This window comes from Dialister invisus DSM 15470 (assembly GCF_000160055.1).
GTDB lineage: Bacteria > Bacillota > Negativicutes > Veillonellales > Dialisteraceae > Dialister > Dialister invisus.
The window spans coordinates 1-23,847 of sequence record NZ_GG698602.1; the positions used below are offsets into that span (position 1 = coordinate 1).

The following is a 23,847-nucleotide window of genomic DNA, read 5'->3' on the forward strand; positions in this document are numbered from 1 at the left end:
CAAGGCTTGGAGCGACATAAAACTAATAGGTCGAGGTCTTAACTTAGGAACACCGAGACAAGCGAATAACTTCAGGACTTCTTCTATATGGTTTTGAGAGAACAGACTCTCAGAGAAACAGTGGCGACAGCTGTGAGGATCACCCGTATCCATGCCGAACACGGAAGTTAAGCTCACAAACGCCGAAAGTACTTGGCCGGAAGCGGCCCGGGAGGATAGGAAGCTGCTGATAAAGGAAAAGACACTTACAAATGTAGGTGTCTTTTTTCATATGCCGGGGCTTCCTATCCGTACGGGTTACCCGGGATAGGCGGAGAACATCTTTTGAAGGAGCGAAGGGACGCGAAAATAAAAATTGACTCACAAACTCATGTATGTTAATTTGATATTAAATAAATAATATAAAATCATAAAAGAACTGACAATAAAATCATGAGAGGATTTACATACAGATATATGAAAAAGGAAGGGGTGGTTTTACTTGTCTGTTTGTGGGGATGGGAGTTCTATAGTATTTTATTTAAGCATTTAAAGGAAAGAGGAGTTTGTATGAAACAGGGAATGAAAAGTATTTTAGTTGCTGCTGTTGTGTTGTCTATTTCCAGAGGAAGCTATGCTGCTGAGTATCCTCATTATTATGAGTTGCCTGGGGTGGTTATAACAGCGACTCGCACGAAGAATACAATAGAAAAGGTACCTGCATCAATGCAGGTGATTACTGAAGCGGATATCCGGAGAAGTGGTGCTCACAGTATGCGGAATTTACTTACAGATTTTGCAAATATTTTTCAAAAAAGCAAAGTTCGTGGTGGCGGTCATGATATTATTATTCGCGGTATGAGTACGGATAAATCTCTTATTATGATTAATGGACGGCGTGTGGCTAATGAAGCGGATGCGAGCGGTCTTGGAAATGCTATGGCACTAGATCGTATCAATTTAAGTAATGTGGAAAGGGTAGAAATTGTCCGTGGTCCCTCAAGTGCTCTTTATGGCTCGGAAGCGATGGGAGGCGTGATAAATATTATTACAAGGCCAAGTATGAAAATATCTCTTGTTACTGGATTGGAACAGACTTCAAATGATACGAGCCATTGGTGGCATGCGGATACAGGAAGAATCGGAAAGTTTTCTTCTACTTTTGATATGCGGTTTAATAAAATCCGCAGAGATATGGAACCGGAAGCAACGGAGTCCAATTCTTATGGAACGGCACAGACATATAACGCATCTTTAAATTATTATTTTAATAATAATAATTATATTAATGTGTGGGTTGATTATTATAGTCAGAATTTAGAAAGCGACAGCGGAAATCCGATGTTAAGGGAATTCCCTGTATATATGGGAATGAAGAAACTTTCCGGACAAGCGATGATTTCTGGTGATGGGATGAAAAGGTATAAACAGCAGAATTATGGAATCAGCTGGAACGGGAAAACAGATCGGAATGATTGGCAATTGCGCGCATATATGAGCAAGTTTGATTGGGATAGCAAAAGAAATCAAAAAGTAATCAAGGCAATTCCTGGTGCTGATAGGTTGTCTAAAATGGCTTATGGAGCTGTTTTAAAAAAACAGTATAATACATATGATTTTAATTATAATTTTCATAATATATGGGCTATAGATGGGAGAAACACGATTTCTTTGAATGAGCACCATCGTTTGACTTTTGGTTCGGAATATGTTCGCGAGAATATATCTGGTACCGATTTAGGGGTTAATGGAGATGGTATCAGTGAGTTGACTGAAAATGGAATAACGAAGAATCGTTCCAGAAAATCTTTTTCTACATATGCCGGCTATATCCAAAATGAAATGGAATATGGGAAATGGTTTATTGTTCCTGCAATTCGCTATGATCATCACAGTATTTATGGCAGTCATGCATCTCCGAAATTAGGGGTGACTTACAGCGCAAATGAAAATTTTCGTGTGAAAGCCAATTATGGCAAAGGGTTTAAGGCGCCCACGGTATTCCAGCTTTTCTATGATTTGGACAGAATGATGGGAACGACATGGGTGCATCTTACTGGTAATTCAAATTTGAAGCCAGAAGAGTCTACCAGTTGGGATTTGGGGATTGAAGCAAAGTTTGGAAAAGGGTATGGTTCAATTACATACTTTGACAGTGATGTGAATAATCTGATTAATAGCCGATTTGTAAAAATAGAAAATAATGGACATCGCCTGTATCGTTATGAAAATGTGAATACTGCCCGTATCAAAGGTGTGGAAAGCACGTTGGGATATAAATTTAATGATGTATTGGAATTTAAAGTGACCTCTACATGGTTGAATGCCAAAGATACGACAAAGCATATTGATTTGACACAGAGGGCAAAATTATCTCAAGTGTACCAGTTTATTTATGATGACCATAAAGATAAGGGATGGAGTGCGATGCTTTGGAATCAGTTTGATTATAAATTTGTAACAGATGCAAATGGTGATGGTATGCCTGATGATAAAAAGAGTTATAGTTTGACCAGTTTTGTGCTTACAAGGAAAATTAACAAAGATACTCGCATTTATGGCACGGTACAAAATGTTTTTGGAAAGAAAGACACAAACTGTGACTTGGATGGACGTTTTTGGTCGATAGGATGGGAGCATACTTTTTGATGAAAAGAAATTTTCTATTTAGCTTTTTTATAGTGGCTGAGGTTATTTTATCCAGTGGCTGTGGAACCCAGCAGGAAATTCCCAAAACTACGGCTTTTTATCAAGTAGTTGACAGCGCGGGGCGTACAGTGGAATTGGAAAAGAAGCCAGAACGGGTAGTGCTTTTGGCGACTGCTTTTCCGGAAATTCTTCTTGCTGTAGATGGTGATTTTGAAGCATGGGCTAATAATCCGAGTATAAAAGAACCTGCATGGGCAAGGGGAAAAAAGACAGTGGGATATGTGTACGATATCAACATAGAATCTGTTGTTGCAATGAACCCGGATCTTGTGGTTGGGCTGGTCGGACTCCATAATAAATTGGAAGCTGTCTTCAAGACCAATAACATACCTTTTCTGCTTTTGTCTCTTTCGCGTTATGAAGATGTGGAAAATGCGATACAAGTACTTGCAGATAGTACAGGACATCATGAGAAAGGGATAAAAGTGGTTACTGCGATTCGAGAACGTATGGCGATAACGGAAAAGAAAATGCCTGATAAAGGACTTACCTGTGCAATTCTTCATGGAACGGCGCGATCGTTAACATTTGAGGGGGAAGAGACAATTGCAGGAGAGACTGCAAAACGTCTCCATATTAGTAATGTTTTTGCTGGTATGTTTATAGATGGTACTAATATGGTGCCTTTTAACTTAGAGGCATTGGTAGAAAAGAACCCAGATATCATTTTTCTAACAACAATGATGCTGCCGGGAAAAGAGGAAGAAGCTTTTAAAGTTTTTTTTGAACAGCCTGCCTGGGCAGGTTTAGAAGCGGTGCAAACGGGAAGGGTATATTTTCTGCCACAGAATTTATTTTTGTCCAGTCCTGGAATTCATTATCCGGAAGCATTGGAAATAATGGCAAATCTTGCATATGAGGGGGATTTGGAATGAACCATTTTGAAGAATATATTGCTGAATGGTATGATACGATTCCTGAAGGAGGTGGTACTGCAGCAAGTCCATGGAAGATCGAATGGAACGATGTTCCCTATAAAGAGCGGGATACAAGACCTTTGTCCCGGTTAAAGGTACTGGGAGCAATGAAGGAAGTTTTATTTAATGGTACACCTACGCAAAGGGCAGCAGTTTACATCCATATTCCTTTTTGTCGTTTATCATGTACCTATTGTTCTTTTTTCAAAAAGAAGGGAGATAATAAGGCACAGCATGAATATGTGGAGCTTTTACTGAAAGAACTGGAATCACTGTCCGATAAGCCTTATGTTAAAAAATCAAAAATATCTGCCGTCTTTTTTGGTGGTGGTGCACCGGGCATCCTTTCAGCAGGAGATATGGCGGATATACTTTGCGCTATAAAGAAAACGTTCCTTTTGGCAGAGGATGCGGAAGTCACCATGGAATCAAGTTTGTCGGATATGACAGAAGAAAAGATGGACGTGGCCATAGCTGGTGGGGTAACCCGTTTCAGCTTTGGCATACAGTCATTTAACAGCCAGGTAAGAAATACAGTTGGTCGGCCTTATTCACGAGAAGAGGTGCTGAAACAGCTTTCCATTTACTCAAAGAAAAAAGCAGATATCATTATTGATCTAATTTATGGTTTGCCCTATGAAACAGAAGAAACGATGCGTCAGGATATTCGGGATGCCGCTGCTTGCGGCATTGCTGGATTAGATTTATACAAGCTTCAGCTTCTTCCTGATTCTCCTTTGGGGAAATCTTTTGCAGCAGCAGGAAAGTGTTTGATAGAATCGGAAGTACAGGTCTTCTTTCAGGTAGCGGAAGAAGAATTGAATGCGATCGGGGCAGAGAATATTTCCTGTTCTCATTGGCGGATGAAACAATCCGAAAGAAATTTGTACAATACAATTGCTTCTGGCAGTGATGATCTTTTTGCGATTGGAATGGCCTGCGGCGGACGAATCGGAGGGGTCAGTTTTATGAAACCTATTCCTGATGCTATGTATCATTCTGTGGTTAAGATGGGAATGTATTGCCCTATGGCAGCAGAAAAAGAAGGGAAATACCATGCTTTCTTTTCCGCACTTCAATCAGCAGGAAACCGGGGAATTATTGATTTATCTGCTTTAGAAGAAATGTTTGGATTGCCTGTTGCAAAATTATTGATGCCGCTTTTCCAAACTTGGGAAGTTTGGGGGCTTTTGGAACTGATAGAAAATCAATGGAGAATGACATCACCCGGAAGATATTGGTATCGTACAATGACACGTCTTATACTCCGTGCAGCGGATTACATGTGTTTTGGATTACCAGAAAATACCAAGAAAGCAGATTGGCACGGCATGATTAATATGAAGTAGGAGGGAATATGAAGTTTTTAATTGTATATTCCAGTAAAACAGGGAATACAAAAAAGGTGGCAGAGGCTTTGACACGGGTTGCACCAATAGGAAGCGAAATTCATTCCATAGAAGAGGCGGGAGATGCTGATGGATTTGATGTGATTTTTGCAGGGTACTGGTTAGATAGGGGCGGTGTTGATGAAAAGATGAAGAAATATCTGCGTACATTGCATAAAAAGAAGATTGTCCTTTTTGAAACAATGGGGCAGACTCTGAATCGGAGCATGCTATTATAGGATTTGCCAATGCAGCCATGGTTTTGCCTGAAGGAAATACAGTAATTGGTGTTTTTGCTTTACAAGGTGAAATCAATCCTGCATTGTTGGAAACAATGAGAACCATGGGGATAACTACTCCCCATTGTGGGCCAGAAATGGAAAAATGCGCGGCTCAAGCGGTGGGGCATCCGAATAAGGTGGATTTGGAAAAGGCGGAAACCTATATGAAATCTTTTTCAGAAAAATGTCAAAGGTATTTTGTCTAATAATAGCCAATGAAATAGTACTAAACAAAACTGTTTTCCTGACATCCTTGCAGGAGAACAGTTTTTTGTTAAAATTAAAGAATAAATTTAAAAATAAGTTTGTGCGTGTATGTTTGATACGCAAGGAGACGCTATGAAATTCTTTGCAGTTTTTTTAGTGGTAATTGCCGGAACCATGTGGGCGGGAAGCGGGCTTGCGGCCCAGCATTTTCTTGCACATAATGATCATACCGCTATGGACCTGACTGTTTTCCGTATGATTTCTACGGCACTTATTATTTTCGTGATTGCTTTTATGCGGGGAACCTTGGGGCGGTCTATGCGGATACTTAAGGAATATCCTACATTATGGATCAAACTTATTTTTTACGGTCTGGGGCTCATGCTTATGCAGCATACTTATTTTGCGGGAATTGGTGCGGGAAACGCGGCTGTGGCTACAGTGATTCAGTATATATGCCCCGCACTTGTTATCTGCTGGGTGGCTCTGCGAAGAAAAAAGGTACCGGGGATGGGTGACATGTTTGCTGTAGTGCTGGCGGTAGGAGGTGTATTTCTTCTGGCGACAGGGGGAGATCCCCGGACATTGTCTGTTCCTGCGGAATGTATCTATTACAGTATTTTGTCCGCCGTATTTTATGCTTTTTGTTCCATTTATCCAAAGCAATTGATGATGACACTGGATAATTCATTTCTTCTTATGTTCGGCATGCTTTTCGGCGGTATAATGGGGTATATGGCTGATCCTGTTACTGATTTAGGCACGTTCTTTCATGATGATGTACTTTTTGATATGTTTATGATTATTATTTGCGGTACGGTTATCGCCTTCATTTGCTATAATGTCGGACTTGCATGGTTGACTGAAGAGCAGACATCAGTGACCGCGACCGTGGAACCGGCCGTTTCTGTCATCGCATCCTATTTCCTTTTTGGAACGACGTTCGGTTTGTTTGAAGGAACAGGGATCATTATGGTTTTACTTGCTATTCTTATGCCGGTCATGAGAAAATGGCATGGAAATTAGTTTTCCCCGCTTTGAGGTTCTGCTATAATGTGTACTGAATGAAATACGAATAATTGTCGATAAATAACCATGCAGGAGAGACTATGGATACGAACCATATCAGGAATTTTTCTATTATTGCCCACATTGATCACGGCAAGTCTACACTGGCGGACCGTCTTATTGAGATGACGGGAACCGTGCAGAAGCGCGATATGGAAGCGCAGATACTGGATACAATGGAACTGGAACGGGAAAGAGGTATCACGATTAAAGAGCAGTCTGCCCGTTTAATGTACAAATATAAAAATGGAGAAATGTATGAGCTGAATCTCATTGATACTCCGGGGCATGTAGACTTTAACTATGAAGTGTCTCGAAGCCTTTCTGCCTGTGAGGGAGCCATTCTTATCATTGATGCGACACAGGGCGTACAGGCGCAGACTTTGGCCAATGTATATCTGGCGCTTGATAATAATTTGGAAATTATCCCGGTTGTTAATAAAATTGATTTACCCAGCGCCGATGTGGAACGGGTAAAGAAAGAAGTGGAAAATGTTATCGGGCTGGATATGTCAGAAGCGGTTCCAGTAAGTGCTAAAACCGGTCTTAATGTAGAGAATGTGCTGGAGCGGATTGTGGAATTAGTTCCGCCGCCGGAAGATCGTTCCGATAAACCGCTCCGCTGTCTGATTTTTGATTCCATCTTCGACCCTTACAAAGGTGCTATTGCTTATGTCCGTATTATGGATGGGGAGATCCGGCCAGGTATGGAGATAAAGATGATGTCTTCAGGGAAAGTGTATACGGTTACAGAAGTAGGATACTTTACGCCTCTTCCCAAAGTTACTGCTGCTTTGACCTGTGGATCTGTGGGATATGTAGCAGCGAGCATAAAAAATGTAGGAGACTGTGCAGTAGGTGACACAATTACATCCGCTGGAAATGGTGCCAAAGAACCTCTTCCCGGATACCGTAAGGCGCTGCCTATGGTTTTCTGCGGCCTCTATCCTATTGAAAGTAAAGATTATGATCAGCTGAAGATGGCATTGGAAAAGTTGCAGCTCAATGATGCAGCGCTTGAATATGTGCCGGAGACGTCACAGGCACTTGGTTTCGGATTTCGTTGCGGTTTCCTCGGGCTGCTCCATATGGATGTTATCCAGGAACGTCTGGAACGGGAATATAATTTGAAATTGATTACAACGGCACCGTCGGTTATCTATCATGTATTCAAGACAGACGGGGAGATGATAGCCGTGGATAATCCGGCGGAATTGCCGCCTATGACAAAAATTGAGCATATAGAAGAACCGATTGCCAAGGTAGAAATACTTGTGCCTTCTGACATGGTGGGTAATGTAATGGAATTGGTGCAAAATCGTCGTGGTGAATTTCAGACGATGACTTATCTGGATGAAACACGTGTGGATTTATCTTATAAAATTCCGTTGGCGGAAATTATTTTTGATTTCTTTGATAAGTTGAAGTCGGCAACGAAGGGGTACGCTTCTTTGGACTACCAGATTTCCGGTTACCAAAAAACAGATGCCGTTAAACTGGATATTCTACTGAACGGGGATCTTATTGACGCGTTGTCTATTATTGTCCACAAAAGCAATGCAGCATCCCGTGGTAGAGTATTGGCGCTCCGCTTGAAAGACATTATTCCGCGCCAGCAGTTTGAGGTGCCGATCCAGGCAGCGGTAGGAAGTAAGATTATTGCAAGAGAAACGATTAAAGCTTATAAAAAAGATGTCCTCGCCAAATGCTATGGCGGTGACGTAAGCCGGAAGAAAAAGCTTCTGGAAAAACAGAAGGCGGGGAAAAAGCGTATGAAACAGGTGGGAAGCGTAGAAATTCCCCAGGAAGCCTTCATGGCGGTATTAAAAGATGACTGATTCCAAAACGCTTGGCCTTTACTTACATATTCCATTCTGCCGAAGCCGCTGTCATTATTGCGGCTTTTATTCTGTAGGCAGTAAATTGACAGACAGTTTCCTTGATGCATTGGCGCAGGAAATGGAAAATAAAAGCAAACTTTTTGAGGATAAACTTTGTGATACGGTTTATTTAGGCGGAGGGACACCCTCCGTGTTGTCCGGAAATCAATTAAAAAGCATTATAGAAGCATTGCACCGATATTTTCATATCTATGAGAATGCAGAAATTACGATGGAAATGAATCCTTGCGATATGACGGAATCATATTTAAAAAATGCTTTGGTACAGGGGGTCAATCGTATTTCTGTGGGGGTACAGACTAATCGTGATGAACTTCTTGTAAAAATTGGGCGCCGCCATACGGCTGCTGAGGCGGAGAAAGCTGTCAATCGGGCATTCAAACTCGGTTTTAGAAATATCAGTATTGATTTGATGTGCGAACTTCCCAGGCAGACAGTGGATGATTTTGAAAAGACATTAAAGTATGCTGTTCACTTGCCGGTTACTCATATGTCGGTATATAGTTTGATTTTGGAGGAAGGAACGAGATTTTCCCAAATGGCGTCGCGCGGTATTCTGGCGCGTCCGTCAGAAAATGACAGTTGGGCAATGTATCAGGCGATGTGTCGGATACTTCCTCATTACGGATTTGAGCGGTATGAAATTTCCAGTTTTGCGCGGACAGGGTTTCAATCTGCCCATAACAGGAAGTATTGGAAATTAGAAGACTATTTAGGGTTGGGGCCCTCTGCCTGTTCCCGCATTGGGCATGAACGGTGGGAAAATATTTCTAACTTAAGGCTGTATGAAGAGCGGTTGGCGGCAGACGAGCCTGTAGAAGAAAAAATTTCTCTTTCCCCAAAAGAAGAAATGGAAGAATTTGCATTTCTTGGACTTCGTATGAAAGAAGGCATCAATAGCAGGAAATTTTATCAGCGGTATGGGAAAGAAATAATGGAAGTTTATGGCAGTGTGGTGAAAAAGCTGGTGAAAGAAAAGATGATTTTCCTGAATAATGGGAACATTCAAATGACCTATAAAGGGGCGGCACTTGGAAATTATGTGTTTGAACAATTTCTTTTGGATTGAATCTGTTGGCAGGGAAGTATCCCTATCAGTTTTATTTTGTGAATGTTTTTACTTTTTACAGTTAATGTTTTTACTTTTTACAGTTATTGCATTAAAATAAAAAGAACTTACTAAAAAGGAGGGAGCCACATGCCGGTATCATACATGGAAATTGATTTAAGAGCGTTTCGTCACAATCTGCGGGTTATCCGCAGCCATTTAAAAAACGTACCGGCGCTTGCTGTAATCAAAGCAAATGCTTATGGACATGGGGCGGTAGAGTGCCTGCGTGCAGCTTTAGAGGAAGGCTGCGTCGGTGCTGCGGTAGCCCGAGTGGAAGAAGGCCGTGTCGTTAGGGCATCCGGTTTTGATTGTCCGGTTTATGTCCTTGGGCTGCCGCTTCCGGAAGAAATGTCCGTGGGTGTTAATGAAGAACTTATTCTTCCTGTTGATGATACGACTAATTTGGAGGCGTTGGAGATAGCCGCGTCCACTTTAAAAAAAATGGTGGAAGTGATGCTTCCTATTGATACGGGAATGAATCGAATCGGTACACATGCAAAAGATTTATCTGCCTTTCTGGAAAAATTAAAAAGATATCCCCACCTGCATATTCATGGGTTGTTTACCCACTTGGCAACAGCTGATGCAAAAAATAAGAGTAAAACGTATAAACAACTGGCAGAATTTGAAGAGGCCCTTTCCGCTATGCCGTCATTGGAGAATTTGGTTATTTCCGCAGCAAGCAGCGCAGGGGTCGTGGATATTCCTGAAAGCTGGTACAATCTGGTGCGCCCGGGGATTATCCAGTACGGGCCTTCTCCCTCAAATACAATGCTGAATTATCTGGATTTAAAGTATATGATGACTGTAGTAAGCCATATTACCCATGTGCAGGTGGTGCATAAGGGAGAAACCGTAGGGTATGGTGCTACATATACAGCAGGAAAGGATATGAGAATCGCTACGATTCCTATCGGATATGCAGACGGATATCCCCGTGCACTTTCTAATAAAGGAGCAGTTCTTATTGGAGAGAAACGCTGTCCTATCGTGGGGCGTATCTGTATGGATCAGCTTATGGCGGCTGTTGATGATACCGTAATGCCTGGTGATGAAGTCGTTCTTATCGGAAAACAGGGGGATGAAGAAATTAAAGTGGATGAGCTGGCAGAACTGGCCGGTACAATTCATTATGAAATTCTTTGTGGGCTAAGACGGATTCCACGGATATTTATTGATGAAAAATGATTATAAATACTGATTGATGAAATAAAAAAGAAGGCGCATTATTAATTTACGACCTTCTTTATGTGCTATATGCCGACATTTAGCGTTTTGTGCAACTTTATGATTATAACGAGAATGTTTTAATATAAATGGAGCGCCTAGAGGGATTCGAACCCTCGCACCTGGTTCCGGAGACCAGTGCTCTATCCCCTGAGCTATAGGCGCCTGACGAAAGACATTATAGCATATTCGCTGAGTTTGCTCAATTGCGTGGCGCTAAAATTGAATGGATCGGAAAATATTTCTTTTGATGCTGCCGCAAGAACTTATTTGGAGGGGGAATATCGGAAGAATTGATGAGTGCTTATAAACGGGAATTAGCTCATGTTTATAGGATGGCAAGTGCTAAAAGGATGCTGTTTATAAAGCGTAAAGGCACTCATTAAAAAATGGTGCTGAATGAGTGCAGCCGTGATATGCGCGGAGATATTGGTGAACTGAAAAAGAAGTATGGAATCTACTATTGATGATTATTTTACAATTTCGGATAATGCCGGAATACTTGAAGAAAAGCGTTTGACAGGATATAATCGTGATGATATAATGTTTTTCGTTGACGGATCATTAGCTCAGTTGGTAGAGCACCTGACTCTTAATCAGGGTGTCCGGGGTTCGAACCCCTGATGATCCACCAGACATGATACCCGAGGTTATGATGGCTTCGGGTTTTTGTTTTTTCATAATTTGTTGGAGTTTTTAATATCTTTGTAAAAGGTTTTGGCAAAGTTAATAATTGCTGCGGAGGGATTTGCGAAGGAAGGGGTCTTTCTGCATTTATGCAGCAGGTATGATAGAATATAAAAAATATTTCGGAAGAGGTGCGGTATGAGATACAGAAGTACACGAAGTGAAGAAAAAATTTCTGCGCCCCAGGCATTGCTTCAGGGATTGGCAAAAGATGGCGGGCTCTATGTTCCTGAAATGCTGCCGGCGCCTTTTATTGAATATAATTCTTTAAGGGATTTGTCATATAAGGAATTGGCCAGCTTTGTTCTTAAACGTTTTTTGACAGATATTCCTGAAAATGATTTGAAGAAACTTACAGATGCGGCCTATACGGGAACATTTGACGCAAAAGAAATTGTGCCCGTAAAACGTATGACAGATGCTTTTTCTGTGGCGGAAATGTTTTATGGCAGGACTTGTGCTTTTAAGGATCTGGCGCTTTCTTTGTTCCCTTATCTGCTTGTATGGGCAAAGGCGCAGGAAAATGATGGAAAGCAGATTTTAATCTTAACGGCTACTTCAGGTGATACAGGGAAAGCAGCGTTAGAGGGATTTCGTGACATTCCCGATATCAATATTATGGTATTTTATCCGTCTGATGGAGTGAGCCCTCTTCAAAAGGATCAGATGCAGAAGCAGTCCGGTAATAATGTAAGGGTGGCAGGTATTGATGGTAATTTTGATGATGCCCAGAGTGCATTAAAACGCATTTTTATGAGTGGCTTGAGAGAAGAAGCATCAGAAAAGGGTGTTTTGTTTTCCAGTGCTAATTCGATTAATATTGGCCGGTTGTTGCCGCAGATCATCTATTATGTATGGATCTGGCTTCAGTTGAGAAAGAACCATTCGATTGGAGAAAATGAGCGGTTTAATGTGGTAGTTCCTACAGGAAATTTTGGAAATATTCTGGCCGGGTGGATGGCAAAAGAAATCGGTGTTCCCCTTGGACAGCTGATTTGTGCTTCCAATGAAAATAAGGTACTTACAGATTTTTTCGAAACAGGCGTGTATGACATCAATCGCGAGTTTTATCTGACGGAATCACCATCTATGGATATCCTTATTTCTTCTAATTTTGAGCGTTTCCTGTACTATGTACTTGGTTCTGCTGATAAAGTGGCAGCAGCCATGAAAGCATTGAACAAGGAAGGGCGATATGCGGTATCGGAAGAAGAATTAGCAGACGCTCTTGGTGAAATTACAGGAGGATGGGCCTCTTCCGAAGATATGAAACGGGCGATAAAAGCAGTTTACGAATCTTATGACTACCTTATGGATCCTCATACTGCAGTGGCTTATGCAGTTTATCACAGACTTCGTTGCGAAGGGAAGATAGAAAGACATTCTCATACAGTCATCATCAGCACAGCACATCCATATAAATTTCCCGGTATAGTAGCGGAGATTCTCGGTTTAGATGAAACAGGTACACCCTATGATGTTCTTCGGCGTATTGAAAAGAAAACAGGGATTCCTATTCCTTTTCAGTTGGGAGATTTAGAAATGAAGGAAAAACGTTTTATCGATATAATTGGAAAAGATGATGTGGCTGATGCAGTTAGTGAATACATGGATGATATTATGAATATAAGGATGCGAAATGAATAAGGCGGATTTGGAAGAGAAGCAGGAAAGACGGATGCGTTATGGATTCTTGGCACTTTTGCTTTTGGTGTTGGGAGGGATCCATTTTATGGATCCTGCTTTTTATCCAACAGTTTATCAACTGTCCAAAAGTGGAGATTTGGGCGGTACTATTACCTATTTAAGAGGGTTTGGTGTTTATGCCGTTTTTGTCAGTTTTTTTATTGATGTCGTTATCAATATTGTTGGATTTCTTCCGTCTATTTTTATTTCTACTGCCAATGGCCTGATTTTTGGTTTGTTTTGGGGGACGATGATTTCATGGCTGGCAGAAACATTAGGCGTCATGATTTCTTTCTGGGTTATGCGTGTTCTTTTCCGAAGTCTGGCAAAGCGGGTGATTGAACAGAGTAAGACTTTAACTGCTTTGGATTCCTACGATTCTTGGCAGGCGGTGGCGGCAGCGAGAGCGATTCCTTATATGCCCAATGGCCTTGTCACAGCAATCTGTGCTTTATCCGGCATGTCATTTCGCTCTCATATGGCGGGTAGTTTGCTTGGTAAGTTGCCGTCAGTGGCACTTGAGGTGATTGTCGGGCATGATGTGGTCCATCTGGGGGAACATTCTTTGCGTCTGACTATCATTATTATTGTTGTTTCCGCCGTGTATGGAGCCGTATGGTGGTATATGAAAAAGAGGAAGCAGAGGGAGAGGGATATATAAATTTGTTTTAAAGCAATCTAAATGAAAATTGAATTGAACTGTAAAAGCCAGACATCCTTTAAAGGTATATAAAATAATATTGAGACAATGAAAAGTTTTCTTTGATTAACTGCTGGCAGTTTGCGAACTGTGGCTTCATATTGATCATAAGAAGACTTTTTGATATTTTAGCTGTAAGTTGGTATAAAGTTTTAGTGGGTGTTTTATACAGTAGAAAAGAAGATCTCTTTTGCAATACAATAAAGTTGCTAATTCAAGAAAGAAAAGAGGTCTTCTTTATGAATATTATAGAACTTGAACCGTATCTTAGTCCAATAGAAGATGAGATTTCTGAAATACTTCTTAAGGACATCATCAAAAAGGAAATCTTACACACTTCCATGAGTAAAATCATGAACTCTATCAACCGGATCCTAAGTAGGATAGGAGCCACTGTAGCCAAAAAGGTGTTGGAAGGATTAGATGAACGAATTTATGAACAAGAGAAAGAAACGAAAAGATACCGGATAAAAGCGAAGAATAAGGCAAGAAACCTTGTCACCTCTTTTGGGGAAATTTCTTTCAATCGGAGATATTACGAAGATAAACAGACAAGAACCTATGTAGCACTGTTAGATCAGATCCTCGGCATTCCTGCCTATGCAAGAGTAGAAACCTCCTGTGCGGCGGCCATGATTACCAATGCAACCAAGGAATCCTATGAACAGGCGGCTGCCCACTCTACCATAGCCGCCGTATCAGGACAGACTGTGAGCAATTGCTTGAAGAAAATGGGACATATAACAGGAGAAGAACTCCCCTATCCGGAAAGAGAAAGCAGCGCAAAAACAATCTATATAGAAGCCGATGAAGACCATATTTCTATAGCGAATGGACAAAATCGTGAAATGAAACTGGCCTATGTATATGAAGACAAAGTGGAAGTATCAAGAAACCGAAGGAAGACTGTCGGATTAAGAACCTTTGTCGGCTATGAAAAAGCGGGACGATTCTGGAGCCGTGTAGCACAATATATTTACAGGACCTATGACTCCGACGTGAAGATATACCTTATTGGCGATGGAGGGAACTGGATAAAAGCCGGGCTGGATATACTGGACAACTGCACATACATATTGGACCGGTTCCATTTAGAAAGATATATACGCCAGATAGGGAAAGAGAATATAAAAGTGATCAAACGGATTCACCATGAGCTAAGAGAAGATGACTACGAAACCTTTAAGAAAGAAGTAGAAATCCAAATAAGGATGCATGCGGAACGGAAAGAAGTCATAGAGAAAAGCTACGTATATATGAAGAGAAACTGGGAATATGCAGTAAACAGCATGAGGCATCCGGAAATAAAGAGCAGCACAGAAGGCCATGTAAGCTCAATCCTTGCAGCAAGACTGACAAGCAGGCCAATGGCGTGGAGTGAAGAATGCTCAAACACGATAGGGCAACTGAGAGGGTGTGCGGCCAGCGGAGGTAACGTACGAAACTATATAGAAGAAATACTGGAGAAGAAAAGCCATGCTCATACACAAGCCATACAATTAAGAAAGAATGGAATGGAACGAAAGAGAGGGAATAAATATATGCTGCCTGCCGGGATTGGAAAGTGCCAAATACCGGTCTTTAAGGAACTATTTGGGTAACGGATTTGATTATTGGAATTGAGAGGGATTTTGTGAAAGAGATTTTTACCCACAACAACTTGACACCGTCCCATGCAAAGGCAGGTGTAACGGTGAATTAGGAAAATGGTATAATAAAAAAGGAATTTAAGGCAGGTGAGGATATGTATATTTCTGATGTGAGGATTGAGAATTACCGTACATTCCAAGATGTGACATTTCATTTTGACAGTCGTGCCAATTATATCGTTGGAGATAACAATATCGGGAAGTCCAATTTTTTAAGTTTTTTAAAAACAGTTACTCATGGATATGGATTCCGGGAAGCGGATTTTCTTGATGAGAATAATCCGATACGTGTCTTTTTTACTCTTTCCTCTGCAGATATGGGAACAGGGGAATTTGCACATATCGAACTTCGCCAGTTAGTGAGCGAAGTGGTACCGACTCTGATCAATTCTGATACGGGCGAACGATTACCGCTCGAATATATGCGCTGTCTGTTTTATATTGATTATGCCTTAGATGATGTGCCGCGCAACATGGTTACGGATGAAGAGCTTCTACAGATATCTTCCTTATATAAGGATTATCTTTCTGCAGGAGAAGAGACGATTCGAGAGGCGGAAGAACTTTTGGCAAAAAAAGGGCTTCCGGTCAGCTTACCGTCCGATCCTAACTTGGCAGTGGTTAAAATATTGAAAGTTATTTTCACATCAGATAAAGATGCGGCACCGTCCGGTTTTACAATTCGTTTAATGTTTGCGATTGCCTCACATCTGTTGGTTCAGCTTGTGGAAAAAAGAAACAGTAAAGCAATTCCTTTTGAAAATATCATTGTATACAATAAATGGGGAAAACGATTTTTTCCCTTGGTGTTAAGCATCGATGAACCCGAATTGCATCTTCATCCATATCTGCAGAGAGCGGTATTGGCCTTTTTGCAGTCCATTTTAAATAATGAAGAACCTTTTTTTAAAAAACTGATACAAAGAACATTAGGGGTTGACGGACTTGACGGGCAGCTTTTTGTAGTAACTCATTCCACAGATTCTCTGGTAAATGACTATCGGCAAATCATCCGTTTATATTGGAATGAAGAAAAGAAAGTACAGGTGTCTTGCGGAACTACTTTCCATTTCAACCGTGAAATAGAGAAGCATTTGATAATGCATTTTCCCGAGGTTAAAGAGGCACTGTACTCGCGGTGTACTATTTTAGTAGAAGGTGAAACAGAGTATGGTTCGTTTCCTTATTTTGCGAAGACTTTAGGCATTAATTTTGATTATTATGGAATCTGCCTGATCAATGCCCGTGGTGAAAGCTCTATTACAAAAATTTCCCAGTTGATCCGACGTTTTCATATTCCTACAGTTTGTCTTTATGATAAGGATGTAATGGTTGAAAATCCGAAACCTTATGTTTTTTATACTGACTATATTTGTTATGAAATGGATGTGGTACAGGCTTGTATATCCAGTGGGAGTATTGGCGTTTTGAATCGGGTGATACATTCTGTGGAAGACAGTTCCGATGTGGTAAATTCTTCTCTTGTGAAAAAAGCGGGACAAAAACTTGGCATGGCTCGTGGTTCTTATCCGCCGAGAAAGCTGTCTAATATTTCGAAACGGGATAATCGTTCACTGCAGTTCTACTACTTTGCCTGGCTTTATGGAAATAAAGGGGTCATTGTTGGAAGAGCTATTGGTGAATTTTTAACAGGGAAGGAAATCCCGCCTGCATTTAAGACTGTGATTGAAGCAGCAGTTTCTTATTCAAAGGGAGAAATACTTTAAGGGAAACGGATTCACCAAAATTTAATCGAGTTTATGTTGAAAAAAAGAGTTTGATATTTTAGAATCATAAAGATAACTATTTAGCTGTTTTAATTTAAGGAGGCCGGAATGGGTACAGTTTCGCTACAAGGCCGATCAATTTTAGGGCTGGAAGATTTTAAAGCTGGAGAGATTGAACGGGTGCTTGATGTGGCGGCACAAATGAAAAGAATTGTGTTGTCCGGGAATAAGAAAAAGGATTATCTTAAAGGGAAATCTATTGTTACCGTATTTTCCGAGGCTTCCACCAGGACGCGCAGTTCTTTTGAACTTGCCGGCAAGTATTTGGGGGCGGATGTTGTTAATATTACAAAGAGCGGCAGCTCAATGACGAAAGGTGAAAGCCTGCGTGATACATTGCTTACTGTTTCGGCAATGGGAACAGATGCGGTGATTATTCGTAATTCGTCAGAGGGGGCCGCTCTTTTTGCATCCAAAGTAAAAAGCCCGAAGGTAAAGACACCTTTGATTTTTAATGCAGGTGATGGGGCGCATGAGCATCCCAGTCAGACGTTACTTGAACTTTTTACACTTCGTGAAGCGGGAAAGAAGATCAAGGAAATGAAGTATGCAATTATTGGAGATATTCTTCACTCCCGCGTGGCGAGGAGCGATATTTACGGATTTACGAAATTAGGTGCGGAAGTTCATTTAACAGGACCGCGTACATTGGTGCCTAAAAAGTTAGAGGCCATGGGAGCGATTGTGGATGATAAATTGGAAGATGCTTTAAAAGACGCTGATGCTATTAATATCCTGCGCATTCAGCTTGAAAGAGCAGCAGGCGGTTTTTTCCCGACTACCCGTGAATATGCCCGCTTGTGGGGAATTAATCGGGAACGCTTAGCACTTTGCAAACCTGATGTGGCAATCATTCATCCGGGACCGATGAACCGGGGAATAGAAATTTCTCATGATGTAGCTTATGATGAACAGTCTTGGATTCAGGAAGAAGTGCGGAATGGCGTTGCAGTACGTATGGCATTGTTATATTTAACGCTGACGGAGGGAAAAGACATTGAAACTGATTATTAAAAATGGAACCATTATAAATCCTGTCCATCATCAACATGAGAAGGGTGATGTGGTGATTGAAGATGGAAAAATCGTGTCTTTGGGAGGCATAGCTGATGTGTCCGGCGCAGAAGTATATGATGCGGAAGGTTTTTTTGTAACGCCCGGCCTGATTGATATGCATGTCCATCTTCGTGAACCTGGGCAGGAAGCAAAAGAAGATATCCATACAGGAACACAAGCAGCCGCCGCAGGTGGGATCACTCATGTGGTGACAATGGCAAATACAAAACCGGTTATTGATAATATGGCTGTCCTTCGGGCAGTACAGAAGCGGGTTGAAGAGGATGGTGTAGTAAAAGTCAGCATTATCGGTTCCGTATCGAAGAGACTGAAAGGGGAGCAGTTGTCTGAAATGGGGGATTTATCTGCTGCTGGCGCGGTGGCGTTCTCTGATGATGGACATTATGTGGAAAATGCCAATTTCATGCGGCGTGCGATGGAATATGCAGGGCAGCTTGGAAAAATGATTATCGACCATGCAGAAGATATGACGATGTGCGGTGATGGATTTATGAATGAGGGTATCATTTCTTATCAGATGGGAGTGGCTGGGAGGCCGGCTGTAGGGGAGGATATCGCGGTGTCGCGAGATTTGCTCCTTTCACAGTTAACGGGATGCCATATCCATATTGCTCACGTAAGTTCCGCAAAAGCGGTGGAATTGATTCGAGATGCAAAAAAGAAAGGGATTGATTGTTCTACAGAAGTGACAGCGCAGCATTTATATTTCACTGACGATTATTTGAAAAATTATGAATCCGCTTTTAAGATGGCGCCTCCTATACGGACGGAAAAGGATCGGCAGGCATTGATTAACGGACTGCTTGATGGAACGATTGACGCTATTATGACGGATCATGCGCCTCATGCTGACGAGGAAAAGGATGTGCCTTTTAACTGCGCGCCGAATGGAATTGCAGGGCTGGAAACATCTTTGGCATCAACATTGACCGTCCTTTATCATACCGGTAAGATGTCTATCGATCGCATTGTCGAACTGATGGCGGTTAATCCTGCGAAACTTCTCCATATTTCCGGTGGTGTGCTGGAAGAAGAAGGAACAGCGGATATAACTGTTATTGATCCTGACAAAGAGTGGGTAGTCCGTGGAAATGAGTTATATACAAAGTCTCTCTTTACGCCATATGAAGGGATCAGCCTGAAGGGAAAGGCTGTTCTTACGATAGTGGATGGGGAGATTGTTATGAAAGGAGGAAAGGTGGTTAAATGAGGGGCCTGCTGGTTTTAGAGAATGGCGTTCGATTTAAAGGGGATTTGTTGGGGTCAGCAGAGGGAATTGGCGAACTTGTTTTTAATACGGGAATGACAGGATATCAGGAATGTTTTACCGATCCTTCTTACGAAGGGCAGATTCTTGCGTTGACGTATCCCTTGATTGGCAATTACGGCGCTAATAATGAATTTATGCAGAACAGCAAACCTGCAGCTACTGGGTATGTCTTGGATCAAATTACGATTCATCCGAGCAATTGGGAATGTAAAGAAACAATTGCTGATTTTATTGAAAGATATAATGTGCCGTGTCTCTACAATGTGGATACTCGTGCAGTTACCCGTGCCGTACGAAAATACGGTGTCATGAAAGCGATTATTGTCAGAGCCGATACTGATGAAAAAATAATTCAGGAGAAATTGGCGAAAGAGCTTCATCGGGATCAGGTTGAAAGAGTAACGGCTGATAAGCCTTATATCTATGGTCATGGGACACATAAGGTATCTTTGCTTGATTGCGGTCTTAAGAAAAACATCTTAGTCAGCCTTGCTAAAAACGACTGTACTGTAACCGTATATCCCTGCCATACCACTGCAGCAGAAATGCTTGCGGATAACCCTGATGGTATATTTCTGAGTCCTGGTCCGGGGGATCCTCTCGATGTACCTTATGTCATCAGTACGGTTAAGGAATTGATCGGGAAAAAACCGATTTTCGGCATCTGCCTTGGTATACAGATGCTTTCTCTGGCATTGGGAGCGCATACTTTTAAGCTGCCTTTCGGGCACCGCGGATCAAATCATCCGGTGAAAGATCTGCGTACAGGGCGTGTCTATATTACCAGTCAAAACCATGGGTATGCTGTTTCTGATGAGGAACTGCCGGAATGTATAGAAGTGACCCACAGAAGTGTCAATGATGGAACGATTGAAGGGTTCTGCCATAAAACTCTGCCGATTCAGGCAGTACAGTACCATCCGGAAGCATCACCGGGACCGACGGATAATTTTTACCTGTTTAAAGAATTTGTAAAGGCAATGGAGGATGCAAAAAGATGACAAAAAAGAATGTAAAGAAAGTCTTAGTCATTGGTTCCGGTCCTATTGTCATCGGGCAGGCAGCTGAGTTTGACTATGCGGGAACGCAGGCTTGCCGTTCTTTAAAAGAAGAAGGAATAGAAGTTGTTCTTGTCAATAGCAACCCATCAACCATTATGACAGACGTAGATATTGCAGATCGTGTATATATTGAACCGATTACGCTGCCTTTTGTAACGGAAGTCATAAAAAAGGAACGGCCTGACGCGCTGCTTGCCACCTTGGGCGGGCAGGTCGGCTTAAATATGGCGGTGGATCTTTCAGAGGCAGGCGTCTTAGAAAAATATGGTGTGGAATTGCTTGGCTCTTCACTCCATGCTATCAAGCATGCGGAAGATCGTGAGCTGTTCAAGCGTGCGATGAATGAAATCCATCAGCCTGTTCCTGAAAGCGGTATTTTTGATGAACTGGAACCGGCAGTAACTTTTGCTGATAAAATCGGCTATCCTGTTATTATTCGTCCTGCATATACGCTCGGGGGCACAGGCGGTGGTATCGCTCATGACCGCTATGAAATGGAGGAAATTTCCAATCGTGGTATTAAATTATCCCCTATTAATCAGATTCTGGTAGAACGCAGCGTGGCTGGTTGGAAAGAAGTGGAGTTCGAAGTGATGCGTGACAGTGCAGATAATTGCATTATTGTCTGTGCTATGGAAAATATCGATCCTGTCGGCGTCCATACAGGAGACTCCATCGTTGTGGCGCCGACACAGACACTAACAGATGGTCAGTACCAAATGTTGCGTACCGCTTCTTTAGATATTATTCGTTATCTCCAAATTGAAGGCGGCTGTAATGTGCAGTATGCGCTGGATACGAAAACAAATAATTACTATGTAATCGAAGTGAATCCCCGTGTCAGCCGTTCTTCCGCGCTGGCATCCAAGGCGACGGGCTATCCGATTGCGAAAGTGGCGGCGAAGATTGCTTTGGGGATGCATCTTGATGAAATCACGAATAGCATTACAAAGCGTACGAAAGCATGTTTTGAGCCGTCTATTGATTACATAGTCGTTAAATTCCCCCGATGGCCTTTTGAAAAGTTTACCCTGGCGGATCGTTCAATTGGGACGCAGATGAAAGCCACTGGGGAAGTCATGGCACTTGACCGTACTTTGGAAGGGGCTCTGTTGAAGGCACTCCGGTCATTGGAGGTAGGAGAAGGTTACCTTCACTTGAAAAAATTAGATGGGCAATCCTTATATGATATCCGTTGTCTTTTGAGTCGAATTGATAATGAACGTCTCTTCGTCCTGGCAGAAGCACTTCGTCGTGGTATTGAACCGGAAGAGATCAATAGGATCACCAAGATCGATTTGTTCTTTATTTACAAAATCCAAAATATTATCAGGATGGAACGCCGACTGCTTAAGGAAGGGCTGACGGAAGAAACATTAAAAGCGGCCAAACGCATACAGATGCCTGACCCGGCTATTGCCCACTTTGCAGAAATCTCCATAAAAGATGTAGAAAACTTCCGGAAGAAATTTAATTTGCATCCTGACTATAAAATGGTAGATACTTGTGCCGCTGAGTTTGAATCTTACACTCCTTATTATTATTCTACTTATAGCAGTGAAGATGAGGTGAAACCGCAGGGAGAAAATGCGGTCATTGTTTTTGGATCCGGACCGATCCGTATCGGACAGGGAATCGAATTTGACTATTGCTCTGTTCATGCTTCCTGGGCATTGCGAGGGGCGGGGAAGAAATCTATTGTTATCAATAATAATCCTGAAACTGTATCTACGGATTTTGATACATCAGACTCTCTGTATTTTGAACCGCTCTCGGAAGAAGATGTACTGGAAATTATTGAAAAAGAAAAGCCGGAAGGCGTTATTTGCCAGTTTGGGGGACAGACAGCAATCAATTTAGCAACGCCTATGGCAAAAAGGGGAATCCGTATTATTGGCTCCTCTAATGAAAGTATAGATATGGCGGAAGACCGTGAACGCTTTGATACACTTATGGGACAGCTCGGTATAGCAAGACCGAAAGGCTGTCTTGTAGAAAGTGTGGAAGAAGCTATGGAAAAAACGCAGGATCTGGATTATCCGCTTATTGTACGGCCCAGTTATGTGCTTGGCGGCCGTGCGATGCAGATCGTTTATGATCAGGCTGAACTGCGCCAGTATCTGAAGGAGGCCGTTGTAGCTTCTCATGAACATCCGGTCCTTATTGACCAGTACATGGTTGGCCGAGAAGTAGAAGTGGATGCGATTTCTGATGGTATTGATGTATGCATCCCGGGAATTATGGAACAAATTGAACGTTCCGGTGTTCATTCCGGCGATTCTATTGCTGTTTATCCGCCTCAGCATCTAACACAGGAAACGATAGAGACTTTGACCGATTACACACGGAAAATTGCGCGAGCGATGAATGTTAAGGGCCTTATCAACATTCAGTTCATTGTTGTCGGTAATAAAGTTTATGTTATTGAAGTGAATCCGCGTGCCAGCCGTACGGTTCCCTTCATGAGCAAGATTACAGGAATCAACATGGTGGAGCATGCAACGCGAATTGCGCTTGGCGAATCTTTGGAATTGCAGGGACTGCCGCTGGGTCTTGTTCCTGATAAAAATTATGTAGCCGTTAAAGCACCGGTATTTTCATTCTCTAAGTTGGGACTTGTGGAAATCAAGCTGGGACCGGAAATGAAATCAACCGGTGAGGTTATGGGAATCGGGCATACATACCAGGAAGCACTCTATAAAGCCGTTGTTGCCGCAAATCTTATGATTCCTGCCAAAGGAAATATTCTTATTACTGTTAGTGACAGGGATAAACCGGAAACGGCGGAACTGGCAAAGCGATTTGTAGAACTTGGTTATCACCTAATCAGCACGTCCGGTACAGGCGAGTATTTCAAGAATCGCGGTATTCCGGTAGAAATAATCAGGAAGATTCATGAGAAGGGAGAAAACTGTGAGAAGTATTTGAAGTCAGGAAAGGTAGACATGGTACTGAACACTATTTCTTACGGAAGTCAGATTGAACAGGAAGGCTACGACCTGCGGCGCATTGCGGTCGAATTGGCGATTCCCTGTCTTACCTCTTTGGATACGGCAAGAGAAGTACTCCGTGTTATGGCAGAGGCGGCCGGTGAAAACCAAAATGTAGAAGCCATCCAGGATTATATCGGGGAGAATTAATT

15 protein-coding genes, 2 tRNA genes, 1 rRNA gene and 1 pseudogene are annotated in these 23,847 nt (G+C 42.1%); 18 read left to right on the forward strand and 1 reads right to left on the reverse strand.

The genetic code is table 11. The features are described from left to right. Positions 1-116 precede the first annotated feature (116 nt). From rrf to alr, 9 genes and pseudogenes are all read left to right on the forward strand, one after another. Positions 117-232, forward strand: a 5S ribosomal RNA gene (gene rrf, locus GCWU000321_RS00005). A 317-nt stretch (positions 233-549) separates the two neighbouring features. Next, entirely contained in the window at positions 550-2,628 is a 2,079-nt protein-coding gene (locus GCWU000321_RS00010; protein WP_040381010.1) for a TonB-dependent receptor plug domain-containing protein, read from the forward strand. After that, positions 2,628-3,563 carry an ABC transporter substrate-binding protein gene (locus tag GCWU000321_RS00015; RefSeq protein WP_050754506.1) on the forward strand — a complete coding sequence of 312 codons (936 nt, stop codon included), beginning with the start codon at positions 2,628-2,630 and terminating at the stop codon, positions 3,561-3,563. Before GCWU000321_RS00010 ends, GCWU000321_RS00015 begins: the two co-directional genes overlap by 1 nt. Next, positions 3,560-4,954, forward strand: coding sequence for a radical SAM protein (locus GCWU000321_RS00020; RefSeq protein WP_007069004.1), 1,395 nt, complete (start codon positions 3,560-3,562; stop codon positions 4,952-4,954). Before GCWU000321_RS00015 ends, GCWU000321_RS00020 begins: the two co-directional genes overlap by 4 nt. A gap of 8 nt (positions 4,955-4,962) precedes the next feature. After that, a pseudogene (locus GCWU000321_RS09760) lies at positions 4,963-5,480 on the forward strand (flavodoxin family protein). A gap of 133 nt (positions 5,481-5,613) precedes the next feature. Then, the gene (locus GCWU000321_RS00030; protein WP_040381015.1) at positions 5,614-6,507 is read left to right on the forward strand and encodes an EamA family transporter; all 894 of its coding nucleotides are present in this window, start codon (positions 5,614-5,616) and stop codon (positions 6,505-6,507) included. 83 nt (positions 6,508-6,590) lie between these two features. Then, positions 6,591-8,387 (forward strand): translation elongation factor 4, encoded by a 1,797-nt coding sequence (gene lepA, locus GCWU000321_RS00035; protein WP_007069008.1) that lies wholly within the window; start codon positions 6,591-6,593, stop codon positions 8,385-8,387. Next, positions 8,380-9,519 carry a radical SAM family heme chaperone HemW gene (hemW, locus tag GCWU000321_RS00040; protein WP_040381016.1) on the forward strand — a complete coding sequence of 380 codons (1,140 nt, stop codon included), beginning with the start codon at positions 8,380-8,382 and terminating at the stop codon, positions 9,517-9,519. Before lepA ends, hemW begins: the two co-directional genes overlap by 8 nt. Before the next feature lie 129 nt (positions 9,520-9,648). Next, positions 9,649-10,749, forward strand: coding sequence for an alanine racemase (alr, locus tag GCWU000321_RS00045; protein WP_040381017.1), 1,101 nt, complete (start codon positions 9,649-9,651; stop codon positions 10,747-10,749). A gap of 129 nt (positions 10,750-10,878) precedes the next feature. Here alr and GCWU000321_RS00050 read toward each other — a convergent pair. Continuing rightward, a tRNA-Arg gene (locus GCWU000321_RS00050) sits at positions 10,879-10,953 on the reverse strand. A gap of 393 nt (positions 10,954-11,346) precedes the next feature. On the opposite strand from GCWU000321_RS00050, the gene GCWU000321_RS00055 reads away from it, so the two are divergent. From GCWU000321_RS00055 to carB, 9 genes are all read left to right on the forward strand, one after another. Continuing rightward, a tRNA-Lys gene (locus GCWU000321_RS00055) sits at positions 11,347-11,422 on the forward strand. Between the two features lie 191 nt (positions 11,423-11,613). Continuing rightward, positions 11,614-13,122, forward strand: a complete 1,509-nt coding sequence (gene thrC, locus GCWU000321_RS00060; protein WP_007069011.1) for a threonine synthase — start codon at positions 11,614-11,616, stop codon at positions 13,120-13,122. Further along, positions 13,115-13,822, forward strand: coding sequence for a TVP38/TMEM64 family protein (locus GCWU000321_RS00065; RefSeq protein ID WP_007069012.1), 708 nt, complete (start codon positions 13,115-13,117; stop codon positions 13,820-13,822). Before thrC ends, GCWU000321_RS00065 begins: the two co-directional genes overlap by 8 nt. Positions 13,823-14,100: 278 nt before the next feature. Continuing rightward, on the forward strand, positions 14,101-15,462 hold the full coding sequence (locus GCWU000321_RS00070; RefSeq protein ID WP_040381019.1) for an ISLre2 family transposase: 1,362 nt from the start codon (positions 14,101-14,103) through the stop codon (positions 15,460-15,462). A gap of 143 nt (positions 15,463-15,605) precedes the next feature. Then, positions 15,606-17,237, forward strand: a complete 1,632-nt coding sequence (locus tag GCWU000321_RS00075) for an ATP-dependent nuclease (RefSeq protein WP_007069014.1) — start codon at positions 15,606-15,608, stop codon at positions 17,235-17,237. Between the two features lie 108 nt (positions 17,238-17,345). Continuing rightward, positions 17,346-18,311 (forward strand): aspartate carbamoyltransferase catalytic subunit, encoded by a 966-nt coding sequence (locus tag GCWU000321_RS00080; protein ID WP_007069015.1) that lies wholly within the window; start codon positions 17,346-17,348, stop codon positions 18,309-18,311. Continuing rightward, positions 18,295-19,584 carry a dihydroorotase gene (locus GCWU000321_RS00085; protein ID WP_007069016.1) on the forward strand — a complete coding sequence of 430 codons (1,290 nt, stop codon included), beginning with the start codon at positions 18,295-18,297 and terminating at the stop codon, positions 19,582-19,584. Before GCWU000321_RS00080 ends, GCWU000321_RS00085 begins: the two co-directional genes overlap by 17 nt. After that, the gene (gene carA, locus GCWU000321_RS00090; RefSeq protein WP_007069017.1) at positions 19,581-20,645 is read left to right on the forward strand and encodes a glutamine-hydrolyzing carbamoyl-phosphate synthase small subunit; all 1,065 of its coding nucleotides are present in this window, start codon (positions 19,581-19,583) and stop codon (positions 20,643-20,645) included. Before GCWU000321_RS00085 ends, carA begins: the two co-directional genes overlap by 4 nt. Continuing rightward, complete coding sequence (carB, locus tag GCWU000321_RS00095; RefSeq protein WP_007069018.1) at positions 20,642-23,845, forward strand: carbamoyl-phosphate synthase large subunit; 3,204 nt, start codon at positions 20,642-20,644, stop codon at positions 23,843-23,845. The genes carA and carB overlap by 4 nt, the downstream gene beginning before the upstream one ends. The last annotated feature ends 2 nt before the right edge of the window (positions 23,846-23,847 follow it).

Bases quoted from the DNA above. Each gene is read 5' to 3' on its own strand.
- alr (WP_040381017.1), top strand. From the start codon at position 9,649: ATGCCGGTATCATACATGGAAATTGATTTAAGAGCGTTTCGTCACAAT.
- GCWU000321_RS00080 (WP_007069015.1), top strand. From the start codon at position 17,346: ATGGGTACAGTTTCGCTACAAGGCCGATCAATTTTAGGGCTGGAAGAT.
- GCWU000321_RS00015 (WP_050754506.1), top strand. From the start codon at position 2,628: ATGAAAAGAAATTTTCTATTTAGCTTTTTTATAGTGGCTGAGGTTATT.
- carA (WP_007069017.1), top strand. From the start codon at position 19,581: ATGAGGGGCCTGCTGGTTTTAGAGAATGGCGTTCGATTTAAAGGGGAT.
- GCWU000321_RS00075 (WP_007069014.1), top strand. From the start codon at position 15,606: ATGTATATTTCTGATGTGAGGATTGAGAATTACCGTACATTCCAAGAT.
- GCWU000321_RS00030 (WP_040381015.1), top strand. From the start codon at position 5,614: ATGAAATTCTTTGCAGTTTTTTTAGTGGTAATTGCCGGAACCATGTGG.
- GCWU000321_RS00065 (WP_007069012.1), top strand. From the start codon at position 13,115: ATGAATAAGGCGGATTTGGAAGAGAAGCAGGAAAGACGGATGCGTTAT.
- thrC (WP_007069011.1), top strand. From the start codon at position 11,614: ATGAGATACAGAAGTACACGAAGTGAAGAAAAAATTTCTGCGCCCCAG.
- GCWU000321_RS00070 (WP_040381019.1), top strand. From the start codon at position 14,101: ATGAATATTATAGAACTTGAACCGTATCTTAGTCCAATAGAAGATGAG.
- GCWU000321_RS00010 (WP_040381010.1), top strand. From the start codon at position 550: ATGAAACAGGGAATGAAAAGTATTTTAGTTGCTGCTGTTGTGTTGTCT.
- lepA (WP_007069008.1), top strand. From the start codon at position 6,591: ATGGATACGAACCATATCAGGAATTTTTCTATTATTGCCCACATTGAT.
- carB (WP_007069018.1), top strand. From the start codon at position 20,642: ATGACAAAAAAGAATGTAAAGAAAGTCTTAGTCATTGGTTCCGGTCCT.
- GCWU000321_RS00020 (WP_007069004.1), top strand. From the start codon at position 3,560: ATGAACCATTTTGAAGAATATATTGCTGAATGGTATGATACGATTCCT.
- hemW (WP_040381016.1), top strand. From the start codon at position 8,380: ATGACTGATTCCAAAACGCTTGGCCTTTACTTACATATTCCATTCTGC.